The following is a 13,106-nucleotide window of genomic DNA, read 5'->3' on the forward strand; positions in this document are numbered from 1 at the left end:
CGCAAAGCGGGGGTCGTGGTCAGCCACCTCAGGCGTGACGTGCTCGTGCCCGACCTGGCCGGACTGCGCAGGTTCGCGGGTATCTGAAGTGCAGTTCCGCAGGAGTGCGGTATTGGCGCCGGTGCCGTGCTCCACAGTGACCGTGCGCGCCCGACCGGGCCGCCGCGTCGTCCGCACCGCACGAAAGGCCGAGCCATGAGCCTCCAGCGCAGTCTGCTGGTCTGTTGTGACCTGAGGAGCTACGGGTCGGCCGACGACCGGCTCCAACGCGAGTTGCAGGAACTGCTGGTGCGCAGCCTGGACCGGGCCGGTGAGGTGGCCGGCCTGGACCGGTCGACCTGGGCGCGCCAGCCCAAGGGCGACGAGGAGTGGGCCGTGCTGCCCGTGGGCACGCCGGACCACCTGGTGGTCGACCGGTACGTGCGGGCGCTGGACGCCGAGCTGGCGTCGGTCAACGCCTACCGGGTGCCGCACGCCCACCTGCGGATGCGCATGGCCGTCCACTTCGGCACCACCGCCGAGGGCGCCAACGGCTACCCCGGGCAGGACGCGGTGCTGGTCAGCAGGCTGATGGACAGCGCGGCGGCCCGCGCCGCCCTGGAGCAGACCGACGCCCACCTGGCCGTGGTGCTGTCCGAGGTGGTGTACGCGTCGGTGGTGGCGGCCGGGTACACGACGCTGCGGCCCGGGGACTTCCGCGAGGTCGAGGTGCGGGTGAAGGACTTCGTCGGTCGCGGCCGGTTGTGGATCCCCGGCGGTGACGCGCACGCCCTGCGCCTGGAGGACGCGGCGGCGGCCGGGTCCGGGTCCGCCGGGGTCGCCGGGTCCGCCGGGCCCGGTCCGTCGTCGGTGACCCAGCACGCCACGGCCTCCGGCGGCTCCACGGTCGTCCAGGCCGGGCGGGACGCGCACGTGCCCACGCAGCACGCCGAGGTCATCCAGAACTTCGAGCGCAACGACCAGCGCGGGTCGAGCTTCGGCCCGGTCGTCCGCGGGAGGGAGAAGGGGCAGTGACGGTGCGCGAGGAACCGCTGCGGCTGCTCGCGGGGGCGGCGGCGGGCGCGCTGGCCGAGGCCGCGGACACCGAGCTGTGGGCGCAGCTGCGGGTGCGGATGGCGACGGTCCTCGCACCCCAGCTGACCGAGCTGGTCAGCGACCGGATGGACGCGGCGCGGCAGCGGCTGGTGGCCGTGCCCCGGGTGCGGCTGGAGCTGGCGCGGGCCGAGTTCACCACCGAGTGGCGCGGTTCGATCCACGCCATGCTGTGGCAGCGCCCGGAGGCGGCCGGGCCGCTGCGCGCGGTGCTGCACGAGGTCGGTCCCGGCCTGCCGCGCGCGGTGGCCGACGTCGCCGGGGGATGAACAACGAGGTCAGCGGCGCCGTGACCGGTCCGGTGGTGCAGGCCGGGCACATCGGCGCCGTGCACCTGGGACCGGTGTCCGCGGGATCGGGGCACGCGGTATCGGCCGCGCCCGTGGCGCCGGCGGGCCTGCCGCCGCCGGAACCGGCGTTCACCGGTCGCGAGGCGGACCTGGCGCGGCTCGCCCGGGCGCTGTCCGACGAGCTTCCGGTGCTGGTCACGGCCGTGGCCGGGTTGGCGGGCGTCGGCAAGACGGCGCTGGCGGTGCGGGCGGCGTCGCGTTTTCCGGGCGGGGTGCTGTTCCTCGACCTCCAGGGTTACTCGGAGACCCCGGTGCGACCCGCGGAGGCGCTGGCGGTGTTCCTGCACGCGCTGGGCGTGCCGGCCGAGCACGTGCCGGCGGACGAGGCGGCGCGGGCCAACCTCTACCGGTCGGTGCCGGCCAACCGGACCGCGCCGGTCCTGGTGCTGGCGGACAACGCCTCGTCGGCGGGCCAGGTCCGACCGCTGCTGCCCGGCGCCGGACCGCACCGGGTGCTGATCACCAGCCGGGACGTGCTGGGCGAGCTGAGCGCCCGGCAGGTGCGGGTGGACGTGCTGCCGCCGGACGAGGCGGCGGAGCTGGTGCGGACGGCCGTGCGGACCCGCGACCCGGGGCGCGAGCTGGACGGGCCGGTCGAGCGGCTGGCGGAGCTGTGCGGGCGGTTGCCGCTGGCGCTGGGCATCGCGGCGGTGCTGCTGGCCGAGGACGAGGACCTGTCGGCGGCCGACCTGGTCGAGCTGCTGCACGACGAGGTGGGACGCCTGGACGGGCTGGACTACGGCGGTGACCACGCCGTGCGGGCCGCCTTCGACCTGTCCTACCGGCGGCTGCCCGAACCGCAGCGGCGGCTGTTCCGGCTGCTGTCGCTCAACCCCGGTCCCAGGGTGGGCGCGGAGGCGGCGGCCGCCCTCGTCGACCTGCCGCTGTCGCGGGTGAAGCCGCTGCTGGCGGCCCTCAAGCGCGGGCACGTGCTGGAACCGGCCGGTCCGGGGCGCGTGCGCTTCCACGACCTGCTGCGCCTCTACGCCGTCGAGTGCCGGGTGCGCGACGAGCCGGACGCGGCGGCGGCGCTGGACCGGCTGCTCGACCACTACGTGGCGGCGGCGCGGGCGGCCACGCCGGAGTGGATCGGCCTGGAGCGGTCCAACCTGGTCGCGGCCGTGGAGGTGGCCGACGATGACCGCGCGGTCGACCTGGCACTGGCGGTGTCGAGGTCCGTCACCCCGCACACGCGCTGGGACGAGTGGGAGTCGACCTACCGGCTCGCCGTCGCCGCCGCCCGCCGCCGCGACCGGCCGCGCGACGAGGGCGTGCTGCTCAACCGGCTGGCTATGCAGGTGCTGGAGCAGCGCCGGTTCGACGAGGCGCGCGAGCTGTGCGACGCGGCGATGGCCCTGCACATGTCCACTGGGGATGAGCACGGTCGGGCCACCGCCTCGATCACCCAGGGTGATCTGGCGCTCGACCTGCACGAGTTCGGTCGCGCGGCCGGGCACTACGTCAACGCAGTGGAGATCTTCGGGATGCTCGAAGACCAGCAGTGGCAGGCGATCACCGTCAACCACCTGGGCACGCTGCACTCGTGGCAACGCACGTTCGTCGATGCGGAGATCTGCTTCAACGAGGCGCGGAAGATGTACGTACGCATGGCAGATCTGCGAGGAGAGGCGCAGACGGTGAACAACTTGGGAGCCTTGGCCCTCCAGACCGGCGACCTGTCCCGGGCTCGGCCGCTGTCGCTCTCGGCGCTGGAGATGTTCCGCTCGCTCGGTGACCGCTCGGGAACGGCACGGGTGCTGGTCAACCTCGGGATCGTCCACGAACGCGTGGGCATGGCCGACTCGGCGCGGGTCTACTGGGCCGAGGCGCGGGAGCTGTTCCTCGGGTTCGGCGACGGGGAGTCCGCCGGCCGGGTGGCGCGTTGGCTCGCGGAACTCGACGACCCCGGGCCGCCGGCTCACCGGTAGCGGACCTGCTTCGCCTTGCCGGCGCGGGTCCCCTCGTGCGCGGCGGTGATCTCCGGGCGGTGCGCGACCTCGGGCACGCCCACCTCCCACCACGCGCCCGCCTCGGTCCACTTCGCCGGGTGGGTGCGGATCACCACCACGGCCGGGCGGTGTTCGGTCACCGCCGTCCGCCTGGCTTCGCGGTAGGCGCTTTCGAGGTCGGGGACGCTCTCCGCCCGGAACGTCGCGCAGCCCAGCGCGGCGGCGTGCGCGGCGAAGTCCACCCGGGGCGGGGTGGTGTGCCGGGTGGCCACGTCGTCGTAGAGGTTGTTGAAGCCCACGCCGCCGTGGGCGGTCTGGAGGCGGTGGATCACGGCGTAGCCGTCGTTGTCGCAGACGACCGCGACGAAGCCGTGGCCGGCGAAGGCCGCCGAGAACAGCTCCGAGTTGAGCATCAGGTACGAGCCGTCACCCAGGAGGGTGGTCACCACCCCGGTCGGCCGGGCGATCGCCGCGCCCCACGCGCCGGCCAGCTCGTAGCCCATGCAGCTGAACCCGTACTCGACGTCCACGGTCGCCTCGCCGACCGCGCGCCAGCCGCCGACCAGCTCGCCGGGCAGGCCGCCGGACGCGGTCAGCACGTAGTCGGCCGGGTCGGACAGGTCGTTCACCACACCCACCACCTGCGCGTACGTCGGCAGGTCGGCGGTGGGTGCGCGCAGCGCGTCGACGTACGCGTCCCACCTCAGCCGTTCGTGCGACGCCCTGGCCGCCCACGCCTCGTCCGCGCGCCAGTCGCCCAGCGCGTCGGTCAGCTCGCGCAGCCCCTCGTCGGCGTCCGCGACCAGCTCCAGGGCGCCGTGCTTGACCGCGTCGAAGCGGGCGGCGTTGAGCGAGACCAGGCGGGCGCCGGGCGCGAAGGCCGTCCACGAGCAGGTGGTGAAGTCCTGGAGCCGCGTGCCGACGGCCAGCACCACGTCGGCCTCGGCCGCCAGGGCGTTGGCGGAGGCCGAGCCGGTGACGCCGAGCGGACCGGCGTGCAGCGGGTGGTCGTGCGGGACGCAGGTGCGGCCGGCGGTCGTCTCCGCCACCGGGACCGCGTGCCGCTCGGCGAAGCGGATCGCGCGCCCGGCGGCCCGCGAGTAGCGCACGCCGCCGCCGAGCACCAGCAGCGGTCGGCGGGCGGCGCGCAGGACGTCGGCGGCGTCGGCGAGCGCGCGGGTGTCGGGGCGGGGGCGGCGCGGGCGGTGCACGACCGGCGCGAACAGGGCGTCGGGGAAGTCGAAGGTCTCGGCCTGCACGTCCTGCGGGAGGGCGAGGGTGACCGGGCCGCAGTCGGCGGGGTCGGTGAGGACGCGGGCGACGTGCGGGAGGGTGCCGAGCAGCTGCTCGGGGCGGGTGAGGCGGTCGAACCAGCGGCTGACCGGGCGGAACGCGTCGTTGGCGGTGGTGCCCGGGTCGCCGGGGTGCTCGACCTGCTGGAGCACGGGGTCGGGGGCGCGGGAGGCGAACGCGTCGCCGGGCAGGAGCAGCAGCGGCAGGCGGTTGGCGTGGGCGACACCGGCGGCGGTGACCATGTTGAGGGCGCCGGGGCCGATCGAGGAGGTGGCGACGCCGACCTGGCGGCGGTGGGTGGCCTTGGCGACGCCGACGGCGGCGAGGGCCATGCCCTGCTCGTGGTGGCCGCGCCAGACCGGGAGGTCGGACTCCTCCAGGGCGTTGCCGAGGCCGAGGACGTTGCCGTGGCCGAAGATCGCGAAGACGCCGGGGAAGAGCGGGGCGCCGGTGCCGTCGGCGAGTTCGGTGCGCTGGGCGGTGAGCCAGCGGACGAGGGCCTGCGCGGTGGTGAGCCTCATCGGACCGTTCCCTCCCGGGCACTGGTGACGGGACAGCGGGGGTCGGGTTCCCGCTCGGCCCAGGTGTCCCGGACCCAGGTGTGCGCGGGGTCGTCGCAGAACGCCATCGAGCGCTGCGGGCCGGACCCCGCCAGCACGTTCAGGTAGTACATCGGGTAGCCGGGCGCGGCCACGCACGGTCCGTGGTAGCCGCGCGGGACGAGGAAGACGTCACCGTCGCGCACCAGGACGTGCTCGTCGACCTCCCCGTCACCGGTGTAGGTGCGGTGGAACCCGAAGCCCTCGCGCGAGGGGGTGACCCCGTCCCGCCCGGCGATGCGGAAGTAGTAGACCTCCTCGTTGGCGACCTCGCAGGTGTGGTCGTGCCGGTGGGGCGGGTAGGAGGACCAGTTGCCGCCGGGCGTGATCAGCTCGCAGGCCATCAGGCGGTCGGCGCGGTCCCAGGCGCCGGGCACGCCGAAGTCGGTCACCTGGCGGGTGGCGTTGCCCGCGCCCCGGACCTCCACCGGGACGTCCTCGGCGGGCCCGTAGCCCGGCGACAGGCGGCGCTCGCACCGGGCCATCGGCACCGCGACCTCGACCCCGTGCTCCGTGCTCACCCGGACGTGCGAATCCCGGGGCACGTAGGCGAAGTCCGTGACCCGGGTGAAGACCGACTCGCGCCCCACCAGCCCGAACCGCTCACCGCCCACCTCGACCACGCACCCGCCCGACAGGGGGAGCACGAACCCCTCGAACTCCCCCATGCGCAGGACCTCGGACCCGCCGGGGCGCAGGGACAGCACCCGCAACCCGACCCGCTCCCACCCGGCGTCCCCCGGCGTCAGCCGAACCGCGTCCTCCCCGTCCGCCAGGGTCCCCCGCGGACGGTGCCAACCGCTGCTCATGGCCCCACTCCCGTCACGTCGCCCGCCCGGTTCACAGCAGTGCCTCGATCTCGTCCGCCCCGGGCATCGCGTCCGCGCACGCCAGCCGCCCCGCCACCAGGGCGCCGGCCGCGTTGGCGTAGCGGGCGATCCGCACCGGCTCCCAGCCCGCCAGCAGGCCGTGGGCCAGGGCTCCGCCGAACGCGTCGCCCGAGCCCAGCCCGCACACCACCTCCACCGGGCACGCCGGCACGGTCCACGAGCCCCGGCCGGTCGCCAGGAGGACGCCCTCGCCGCCCATCTTCACCACCGCCAGCCCCACCCCGCGCGCCAGCAGCCGGTCCGCCGCCGCGGCGGGGTCGGCGGTCCCGACGGCCACCTCCACCTCGGTCCGGTTGCCCACCGCGACCGTCACGTGGTCGAGCAGCCGGCCGATCTCGCGCCGCGCCTCCCCGACCCCCGCCCAGAACGCGGGCCGGTAGTCCAGGTCGAGCACCGTGTGCGCGCGCCGGCCCCGCCGCTCCAGCAGCAGTCGCTGCGTGGTGCGCGCCGGCTCCGCGGCCACCCCCGTCCCGGTCACCCACAGCAGCGGCACGGCCTCGACCTCCGCCCACGGCACGTCGTCCGCCTCCAGCGCCAGGTCGGGCGCGAGCGGTTCCCGGTAGAACAGCAGCGGCGGGTCCTCCGGCGGGTCCAGCGCGCAGAACACGACCGGGGTGCGGAGCCCGGGGGCGGTGCCGACGAAGTCGGGCGACACCCCGAACCGCGACAGCGCCGACCGCACGTAGGCGCCGAACCCGTCGGCCCCGACCTTGGTCAGCACCGCCGACCGCCGGCCGAGGCGGGCGGCGGCGACGGCCACGTTCGTCGCCGAGCCGCCCAGCGACCTGGCGAACGTGCGCACCTCCGCCAGCGGCACGCCGCTCTGCTCCGGGTAGAGGTCGACCCCGACCCGCCCGACGGTCAGCACCTCCGGGATCACCCGGTCACGCCCCGCAGCTCGTGGGCCAGCGCCTCCAGCTCCGTCCCACCCGCCATCTGCCGGGTCAGCTCCGCCGGCGTGATCTCCGCCTTGGCGTGCGCGCCGAGCACCCGGCCGCGCTTGAGCAGCAGGAACCGGTCGCCGACCGGGTAGGCGTGGTGGGGGTTGTGGGTGATGAGCACGACCCCGAGCCCCCGGTCGCGGGCGCGGGCCACGTGCCGCAGCACCACGCCGGCCTGCTTGACGCCGAGGGCGGCGGTCGGCTCGTCGAGGATCAGCACCCTGGCCCCGAAGTGGATGGCCCGCGCGATGGCCACGCACTGCCGCTCGCCGCCGGACAGGGTGCCGACCGGCCGGTCCACGTCGCGCAGCTCGATGCCCAGGTCGGCCAGCGCCGCCCGGGTCACGTCGCGGGCCCGCCGCCGGTCGAGGAACCGGAACGGGCCGGGGCCGATCGTGGGTTCGGCGCCGAGGAAGAAGTTGCGCCACACGCTCATCAGGGGCACGACCGCGAGGTCCTGGTGGACCGTCGCGATGCCGTGGTCCAGCGCTTCCCGCGGGGACGCGAACGCCACCGGCACGCCGTCCACGAGGTACTCGCCGGTGTCGTGCCGGTGCACGCCGGCCAGCACCTTGATCAGGGTCGACTTGCCCGCGCCGTTGTCGCCGAGCACGCAGGTGACCTCGCCGGCACCCACCACCGCCGACACGTCCCGCAGCGCGACCACGCTGCCGTACGCCTTGCCGATCCCGCGGACCTCCAGGAGGGGACTCACCGCCGCACCCTTTCCGCCCGCCGCCGCAGGGCGTTGTTGACGAGCACGGCCGCGAGCAGCATCACGCCGAGGAACAGCTGGAACCAGTCGGAGTCCCAGTTGGCGTAGACGATGCCCTGCCGCGCCATGCCGAAGATGAGCGCGCCGAGCGCGGCGCCGACGGCGGAGCCGAACCCGCCGGTGAGCAGGCAGCCGCCGATGACCGCGGCGATGATGTACTGGAACTCCAGCCCGATGCCCTGGTTGGCCTGCACGCTGGTGAAGCGCAGGATGTTGATCGACCCGACGAGCCACGCGGCGAACGCGGTCGTCGTGAACAGCAGCACCTTCGTGCGGAGGACGGGCACGCCGACCGCGCGCGCCGACGCGGCGGACCCGCCGACCGCGAACACCCGGTTGCCGAACCGGGTGCGCAGCAGCACCACCGAGGCGACCGCCGTGACCAGCAGCCACCACAGGACCGACACCGGGAACGCGGCGCCGCCGAGCCGGAACGTGGAGGCGAACAGGAAGCCGGCGGAGGCGTAGCCGTCGGCCGAGCGCATCCCGGACACCTGCACGGTGCCGGTGACCAGCCGGGTGACGCCGAGGTTGAGGCCCTGGAGCGCCAGGAGCGTGCCGAGGGTGACGATGAAGCTGGGCAGGCCGGTGCGCGTCACCAGCCACCCGTTCAGCGCGCCGACGGCCAGCGCGAACGCCAGCGACGCCAGCAGCGCGAGCCACGTGTGCCACCCGAGGCGGGTGGCGAGGACGGCGGTGACCAGGGCGGTCGACGCGGTGAGCACGCCGGCGGACAGGTCGAACTCGCCGCCGACCATGAGCAGCGCCACCGCGACGGCCATGATGCCCAGGGTGGAGGCGTCGTCCAGCCAGGTCGCCACGCCGGCGGTGCTGAGGAACCGCTCGGTCGCCACCGAGAAGAACGCGAAGACCAGCAGCGCGCCGAGCAGGGCGCCGACCTCGGGCCGCGCGACCACCCGGGCGGCCGGACCGGGCCGGTCGGCGAGGAGGGGTTCCCCGGTCGCGGCGGCCATCAGCGGGTGCCGCGCTCGGCGTACTCGGCGACGCGGTCCACGTTGGCCCCGTCGACGAACCCGGGTCCGGTGAGCACGGGCCGGCCGCCGCCGACGGTGTTGGCGTTGTCGCGGTAGAGCTTGAGCATCACGACCGGCAGGTAGCCCTGCTGGTACTGCTGCTGGTCCACGGCGAACAGCACGTCGCCGGCCTTGATCGCGCCGGTCACGTCGCCGTTGAGGTCGAACGTGGCGACGGCGGCCGTCGACGACGCGCCCCGGACGGCGTTCACCGACGACACGGCGACCTGCGGGTTGAGCGCGAGCACGGCGTCCACGGAGGGGTCGGTCTGGAGCGCGCCCTTGATGCGGGACTCGACGTCGGTGGGGTTGTTGATGTCGACCTGGAGGGTGGCGACGGCGCCGCCGAACCCGGTCCGCGCGCCGTCGCAGCGCTGGTTGAGGCCGATGTTGCCGGCCTCGTGGATCACGCACAGCAGCTTGGTCTTCCCGGCCTCGCGCAGCCTGCGGCCCGCCTGCTCGCCCGCCACGTCCTCCTCCTGGCCGACGTGCGCGAGCGCGCCGAACCCGGCCGAGCGGGCGGAGCCGGAGTTGATGGTGATGACCGGGATGCCCGCGGCGACCGCCCTCTCCACGGAGGTCTTGAGCGCGTCGGGGTTGGCCAGGGACACGACGATGCCGCCGACCCGCTGGGACACCGCGTTGTCGACGAGCGTGGCCTGCCGGCCGGGATCGCCGTCGGAGTGGTAGTCGACCGCCACGCCGAGCTGCTCGCCGGCGGCGGTGGCGCCGTTCTTCACGACGTTCCAGAACGCGTCGCCCGCCGTGCCGTGGGAGATGACGGCGACGCGTAAGTCCCCGGTGGTGGGGGGCCGGGCGTCGGTCGGGGTGTCGTCGGTGGACGCGGTGGGGCCGCTGCACGCGGCCAGCAGGGCGAGGCCGGCGAGGGCGAGGGCCGCGCGGGCGGGCGTTCGGGAGGGCGTTCGGGTGGAGATCATCGTGCCTCTTCGGTCAGGGGTGGTTCGGTCGGGGGTGGTTCGGTCGGGGGTGGTTCGGTCGGGGGTGGTTCGGTCGGGGACGGTTCGGCTGGAGGTGGCCCGGCCGGGGGCGGTTCGGGGGCGGGTCCGGGGACCAGGCGGTCGAGGTGGGCGAGGCTGCGCGCGGTGTCGCGGGTCGGCGCGTCGGCCGGGACGTCGTCGCCGAGCGCGGTGTCCTGCTCCAGGACGCACCAGCCGCGGTAGTCGGCGGCCAGCAGGAGCGCCACCAGGGCCGCCACGTCCACGTCGCCCTCGCCCAGCGGCACGTACATGCCCTGCCGCACGGCGGCCGCGTAGCCCAGGTCGCCGGCGCGCACGGCGGCCGCGAGGTCGGCGCGCACGTCCTTGAGGTGCACGTGCCCGATCCGCCCCGGGAAGCGGCGGGCCAGGTCGACCGGGTCGGCGCCGCCGATGAGCAGGTGGCCGGTGTCCAGGCAGAGCGGCAGGTCCGAGTCGGCGAGGAACCGCTCGACCTCGTCGGCGCGCTCCACGTGCGTGCCGACGTGCGGGTGCAGGGCGGTGCGGACCCCGCGGGCGGCGGCCCGGTCCCGGATGGCGGCGGCGGTGTCGACGAGTTCGCGCCACTGCCCACCGGTGAGGGTCGGGCGTTCGTCGTAGCCGTCGAGGCCGGTGGCGGCGGCCAGCACCAGGACCTCCGCGCCCGCGTCGGCGAGCAGCGCCACCGCGTCGTCGGCGGCGGACCGGTCGCCGGCGTGCAGGGGCACGGCCAGGAACCCGCCCACGAGCGTCATCCCGTGCCCGGCCAGGAGGGTCGCGAGCCGCGCGGGGTCGGTGGGCAGGTAGCCGGGCGGGCCGAGTTCGGTGGCGCGCAGGCCGAGCGCGGCCATCTCCGCCAGCACGGTCGCGGGGTCGGTGACGCGGCCCCAGCCGGGGACCTCGCACACCCCCCAGGAGATCGGCGCGCCGGCGATCCTCACCCGGCCACCCCCGTGCCGGCCCGCCGCGGCGCGGGCACCCCGACCCGGACGGGTTCGCCGCTGCGGCGCGACCGCTCGCACGCCTCGGCCAGCGCGAGGCTGACCAGGCTGTCCCGCACCGGCGACGGGTTCTCCGCCGCGCCCGCCACCACCCGCGCGAACACCGCCACCTCGGTCAGGTAGGCGCGGTGGAAGCGCTCCGGGAAGCCGGGGTAGGCGTCGGGCCCGGCCCGGGGCCCGTCGGGTTCCAGGGAGGTCAGCGGGGTGCGCGGGTCGAGGCCGACGGCCAGGCAGTCGCGGCTGCCCAGCACCTCGATGCGGTGGTCGTAGCCGACCGGGTCGTGCCGGCCGCCGGCGAGCACGGCGTGCGCGCCGCCCGCGAACCTCAGCACCACCACGGCGTTGTCCACGTCGTCGGCGGCCGCGAACGCCTCGTCGACCAGCACCGAGCCCGACGCGTAGACCTCGTCCACGGGTTGGCCGACCAGCCACGGCACCGCGTCGAGGTCGTGGATGAGCAGGTCGCGGAAGATGCCGCCGGACCGGGGCAGGTAGGCGGGGTCGGGCGGGCGGGCGTCGTTGCCCAGGGCCCGGACCAGGTAGACGTCGCCGACGTCGCCGGAGCGGACGCGCCGGTGCAGCTCCGCGACGGCCGGGTCGAAGCGGCGCTGGAACCCGACCAGCACCTCCACCCCGGACGCCTCGACCTCGGCGACGAGCGCGAGCATCTCGTCCAGGTCGGCGGCGATCGGCTTCTCGCACAGCGCCGGCACGCCCGCCGCGACGGCCGCGCGCAGCAGCGCCGGGTGCGTGCTGGTGGGGGTGGCGATCAGCACGCCGTCACCGAGGGTGAGCATCGTGTCGAGGTCGGCCACGCACCTCGTGCCGGGCAGGGCGGCCGACACCCGTTCCGCGCGGCCGGGCAGCGGGTCGAGCAGCAGGACCTCGTCCACCTCGTCGAGGGTGGTCAGGTTGGTGGCGTGCATGGTGCCGATCCGGCCCACTCCCACAACTCCGATGCGCATCCCGGTGCTCTCCGTCCTGGTGGCCGCGGCCCGCCGTTAGAGCGCTCTATTGGATGGAGCGCTCTAACGATGTAACGTGCGTCACACGGGTGTCAAGGCCGCGTCCCGCTCGTGACCGGGCCGAGGGAGGGAACCCGTGGTCAGACCCACCATGGAGGACGTCGCCGCGCGGGCCGGCGTGTCCCGCGCGCTGGTGTCGCTGGTCGTGCGGGGGTCACCCAGGGTGAGCGAGCAGCGGCGCGCGGCCGTGCTGAAGGCGGCCGAGGAGCTGGGGTACTCGCCGCACGCCATGGCGCGGGCGCTGGCCAGCCGCACCTCGCACGTGCTCGGCGTGATGGTGTCGGACCTGCACAACGCGTTCTTCGCGGAGGTCGTGGACGGGCTCGACGAGGTGGCCCGCGACCGGGGCTTCGACCTGATCATCAACACCGGCGGGCGCAGGCCGGCGCGGGAGCGGCGGGCGCTGGCCAGCCTGCTGTCGTTCCGGCCGGCGGGCTTGGCGCTGCTGTCGCCGGTGGTGCCGTCGGCGGACATCGGGCGGGCGGCGGCCCAGGCCCCGGTGGTGCTGGTGGCGCGGTCCTCCCGGCTGGCCGCGGTGGACACGGTGAACGACGACGGGGAGCGCGGGATCACGCTGGCCGTGGAGCACCTGGTGTCGCTGGGGCACCGGCGGATCGCCCACCTCGACGGCGGGGAGGGCACGCAGGCCGCGCCGCGCCGGCGCGGCTACCTCGCGGCGATGGCCGCCTCCCGGCTGGCGCCGCGGGTGGTGACCAGCGAGTACACCGACGTGGCCGGCGCGCGGGCGGTGCGGGAACTGCTGGCCGACCCGCCGACCGCGATCGTGTCGTGCAACGACTTCAACGCGGTCGGGGCGATCTCCGCGCTGGAGGAGGCGGGGCTGCGGGTGCCGCGGGACGTGTCGGTGGTCGGCTACGACAACACGTCGCTGGCCGCGCTCCGGCACGTCTCGCTGACCACGGTGGACCAGCCGCGCAACGAGTTCGGCCGGCTCGCCGCCGAGGCCCTGCTCCAGCGGGTGCGCGGCGAGCGGGAGGAGCCGGTGCGGCACCTGCTGCGCCCGTCGCTGGTGGTCAGGAGCACCACCGCGCCGCCGGGGCGGTAGTGGTGGGGGGCGGCCGGGAGCCGGCCGCCGGGAAGGGCTGGGAGGGGCGCGGCCGGGAAAGGGCGGCGGGCGGAGAGGCAGCCGCCGAAGGACGGCAGGGAGCCGGCCGCCGGGAAG

12 protein-coding genes are annotated in these 13,106 nt (G+C 75.6%); 4 read left to right on the top strand and 8 right to left on the bottom strand.

Translation table 11 applies throughout. The annotated features are described in order from the left end of the window. Positions 1-195 precede the first annotated feature (195 nt). The 3 genes from Q5530_RS02580 to Q5530_RS02590 are packed head-to-tail and all read left to right on the top strand — an operon-like array spanning position 196 to position 3,370. Positions 196-1,014: a hypothetical protein gene (locus Q5530_RS02580; protein ID WP_415360458.1), complete on the top strand. Its 819-nt coding sequence runs from the start codon at positions 196-198 to the stop codon at positions 1,012-1,014. Continuing rightward, positions 1,011-1,361: a hypothetical protein gene (locus tag Q5530_RS02585; RefSeq protein ID WP_380637546.1), complete on the top strand. Its 351-nt coding sequence runs from the start codon at positions 1,011-1,013 to the stop codon at positions 1,359-1,361. Before Q5530_RS02580 ends, Q5530_RS02585 begins: the two co-directional genes overlap by 4 nt. Further along, complete coding sequence (locus Q5530_RS02590; RefSeq protein WP_415360460.1) at positions 1,358-3,370, top strand: tetratricopeptide repeat protein; 2,013 nt, start codon at positions 1,358-1,360, stop codon at positions 3,368-3,370. The genes Q5530_RS02585 and Q5530_RS02590 overlap by 4 nt, the downstream gene beginning before the upstream one ends. Here the strand turns inward: Q5530_RS02590 and iolD are convergent. The 8 genes from iolD to Q5530_RS02630 are packed head-to-tail and all read right to left on the bottom strand — an operon-like array spanning position 3,361 to position 11,863. Next, positions 3,361-5,205, bottom strand: a complete 1,845-nt coding sequence (iolD, locus tag Q5530_RS02595; protein ID WP_415360462.1) for a 3D-(3,5/4)-trihydroxycyclohexane-1,2-dione acylhydrolase (decyclizing) — start codon at positions 5,203-5,205, stop codon at positions 3,361-3,363. The two genes, Q5530_RS02590 and iolD, sit on opposite strands and share 10 nt — an antisense overlap. Then, positions 5,202-6,092 carry a 5-deoxy-glucuronate isomerase gene (gene iolB, locus Q5530_RS02600; RefSeq protein ID WP_415360463.1) on the bottom strand — a complete coding sequence of 297 codons (891 nt, stop codon included), beginning with the start codon at positions 6,090-6,092 and terminating at the stop codon, positions 5,202-5,204. The genes iolD and iolB overlap by 4 nt, the downstream gene beginning before the upstream one ends. Before the next feature lie 31 nt (positions 6,093-6,123). After that, positions 6,124-7,053, bottom strand: a complete 930-nt coding sequence (gene iolC, locus Q5530_RS02605) for a 5-dehydro-2-deoxygluconokinase (RefSeq protein WP_415360464.1) — start codon at positions 7,051-7,053, stop codon at positions 6,124-6,126. Beyond that, on the bottom strand, positions 7,050-7,829 hold the full coding sequence (locus Q5530_RS02610) for an ATP-binding cassette domain-containing protein (protein WP_415360466.1): 780 nt from the start codon (positions 7,827-7,829) through the stop codon (positions 7,050-7,052). The genes iolC and Q5530_RS02610 overlap by 4 nt, the downstream gene beginning before the upstream one ends. Beyond that, positions 7,826-8,863, bottom strand: coding sequence for an ABC transporter permease (locus tag Q5530_RS02615; protein ID WP_415360467.1), 1,038 nt, complete (start codon positions 8,861-8,863; stop codon positions 7,826-7,828). The genes Q5530_RS02610 and Q5530_RS02615 overlap by 4 nt, the downstream gene beginning before the upstream one ends. Beyond that, entirely contained in the window at positions 8,863-9,861 is a 999-nt protein-coding gene (locus Q5530_RS02620) for a sugar ABC transporter substrate-binding protein (RefSeq protein WP_415360468.1), read from the bottom strand. Before Q5530_RS02620 ends, Q5530_RS02615 begins: the two co-directional genes overlap by 1 nt. Continuing rightward, complete coding sequence (locus Q5530_RS02625) at positions 9,858-10,838, bottom strand: TIM barrel protein (protein ID WP_415360469.1); 981 nt, start codon at positions 10,836-10,838, stop codon at positions 9,858-9,860. The genes Q5530_RS02620 and Q5530_RS02625 overlap by 4 nt, the downstream gene beginning before the upstream one ends. Continuing rightward, positions 10,835-11,863 carry a Gfo/Idh/MocA family oxidoreductase gene (locus tag Q5530_RS02630; protein ID WP_415360470.1) on the bottom strand — a complete coding sequence of 343 codons (1,029 nt, stop codon included), beginning with the start codon at positions 11,861-11,863 and terminating at the stop codon, positions 10,835-10,837. The genes Q5530_RS02625 and Q5530_RS02630 overlap by 4 nt, the downstream gene beginning before the upstream one ends. A gap of 136 nt (positions 11,864-11,999) precedes the next feature. Here Q5530_RS02630 and Q5530_RS02635 point away from each other — a divergent pair, with 136 nt between their 5' ends. Continuing rightward, positions 12,000-12,989 carry a LacI family DNA-binding transcriptional regulator gene (locus Q5530_RS02635; RefSeq protein WP_415360472.1) on the top strand — a complete coding sequence of 330 codons (990 nt, stop codon included), beginning with the start codon at positions 12,000-12,002 and terminating at the stop codon, positions 12,987-12,989. The last annotated feature ends 117 nt before the right edge of the window (positions 12,990-13,106 follow it).

The organism is Saccharothrix sp. BKS2, assembly GCF_047689505.1.
In the GTDB taxonomy this organism is placed as follows: Bacteria; Actinomycetota; Actinomycetes; order Mycobacteriales; family Pseudonocardiaceae; genus Actinosynnema; species Actinosynnema lopnurensis.

Coding starts and splice junctions, on each gene's coding strand:
- iolB (WP_415360463.1), bottom strand. CDS start 6,092: ATGAGCAGCGGTTGGCACCGTCCGCGGGGGACCCTGGCGGACGGGGAG.
- Q5530_RS02615 (WP_415360467.1), bottom strand. CDS start 8,863: ATGGCCGCCGCGACCGGGGAACCCCTCCTCGCCGACCGGCCCGGTCCG.
- Q5530_RS02580 (WP_415360458.1), top strand. CDS start 196: ATGAGCCTCCAGCGCAGTCTGCTGGTCTGTTGTGACCTGAGGAGCTAC.
- Q5530_RS02620 (WP_415360468.1), bottom strand. CDS start 9,861: ATGATCTCCACCCGAACGCCCTCCCGAACGCCCGCCCGCGCGGCCCTC.
- Q5530_RS02630 (WP_415360470.1), bottom strand. CDS start 11,863: ATGCGCATCGGAGTTGTGGGAGTGGGCCGGATCGGCACCATGCACGCC.
- iolD (WP_415360462.1), bottom strand. CDS start 5,205: ATGAGGCTCACCACCGCGCAGGCCCTCGTCCGCTGGCTCACCGCCCAG.
- Q5530_RS02590 (WP_415360460.1), top strand. CDS start 1,358: ATGAACAACGAGGTCAGCGGCGCCGTGACCGGTCCGGTGGTGCAGGCC.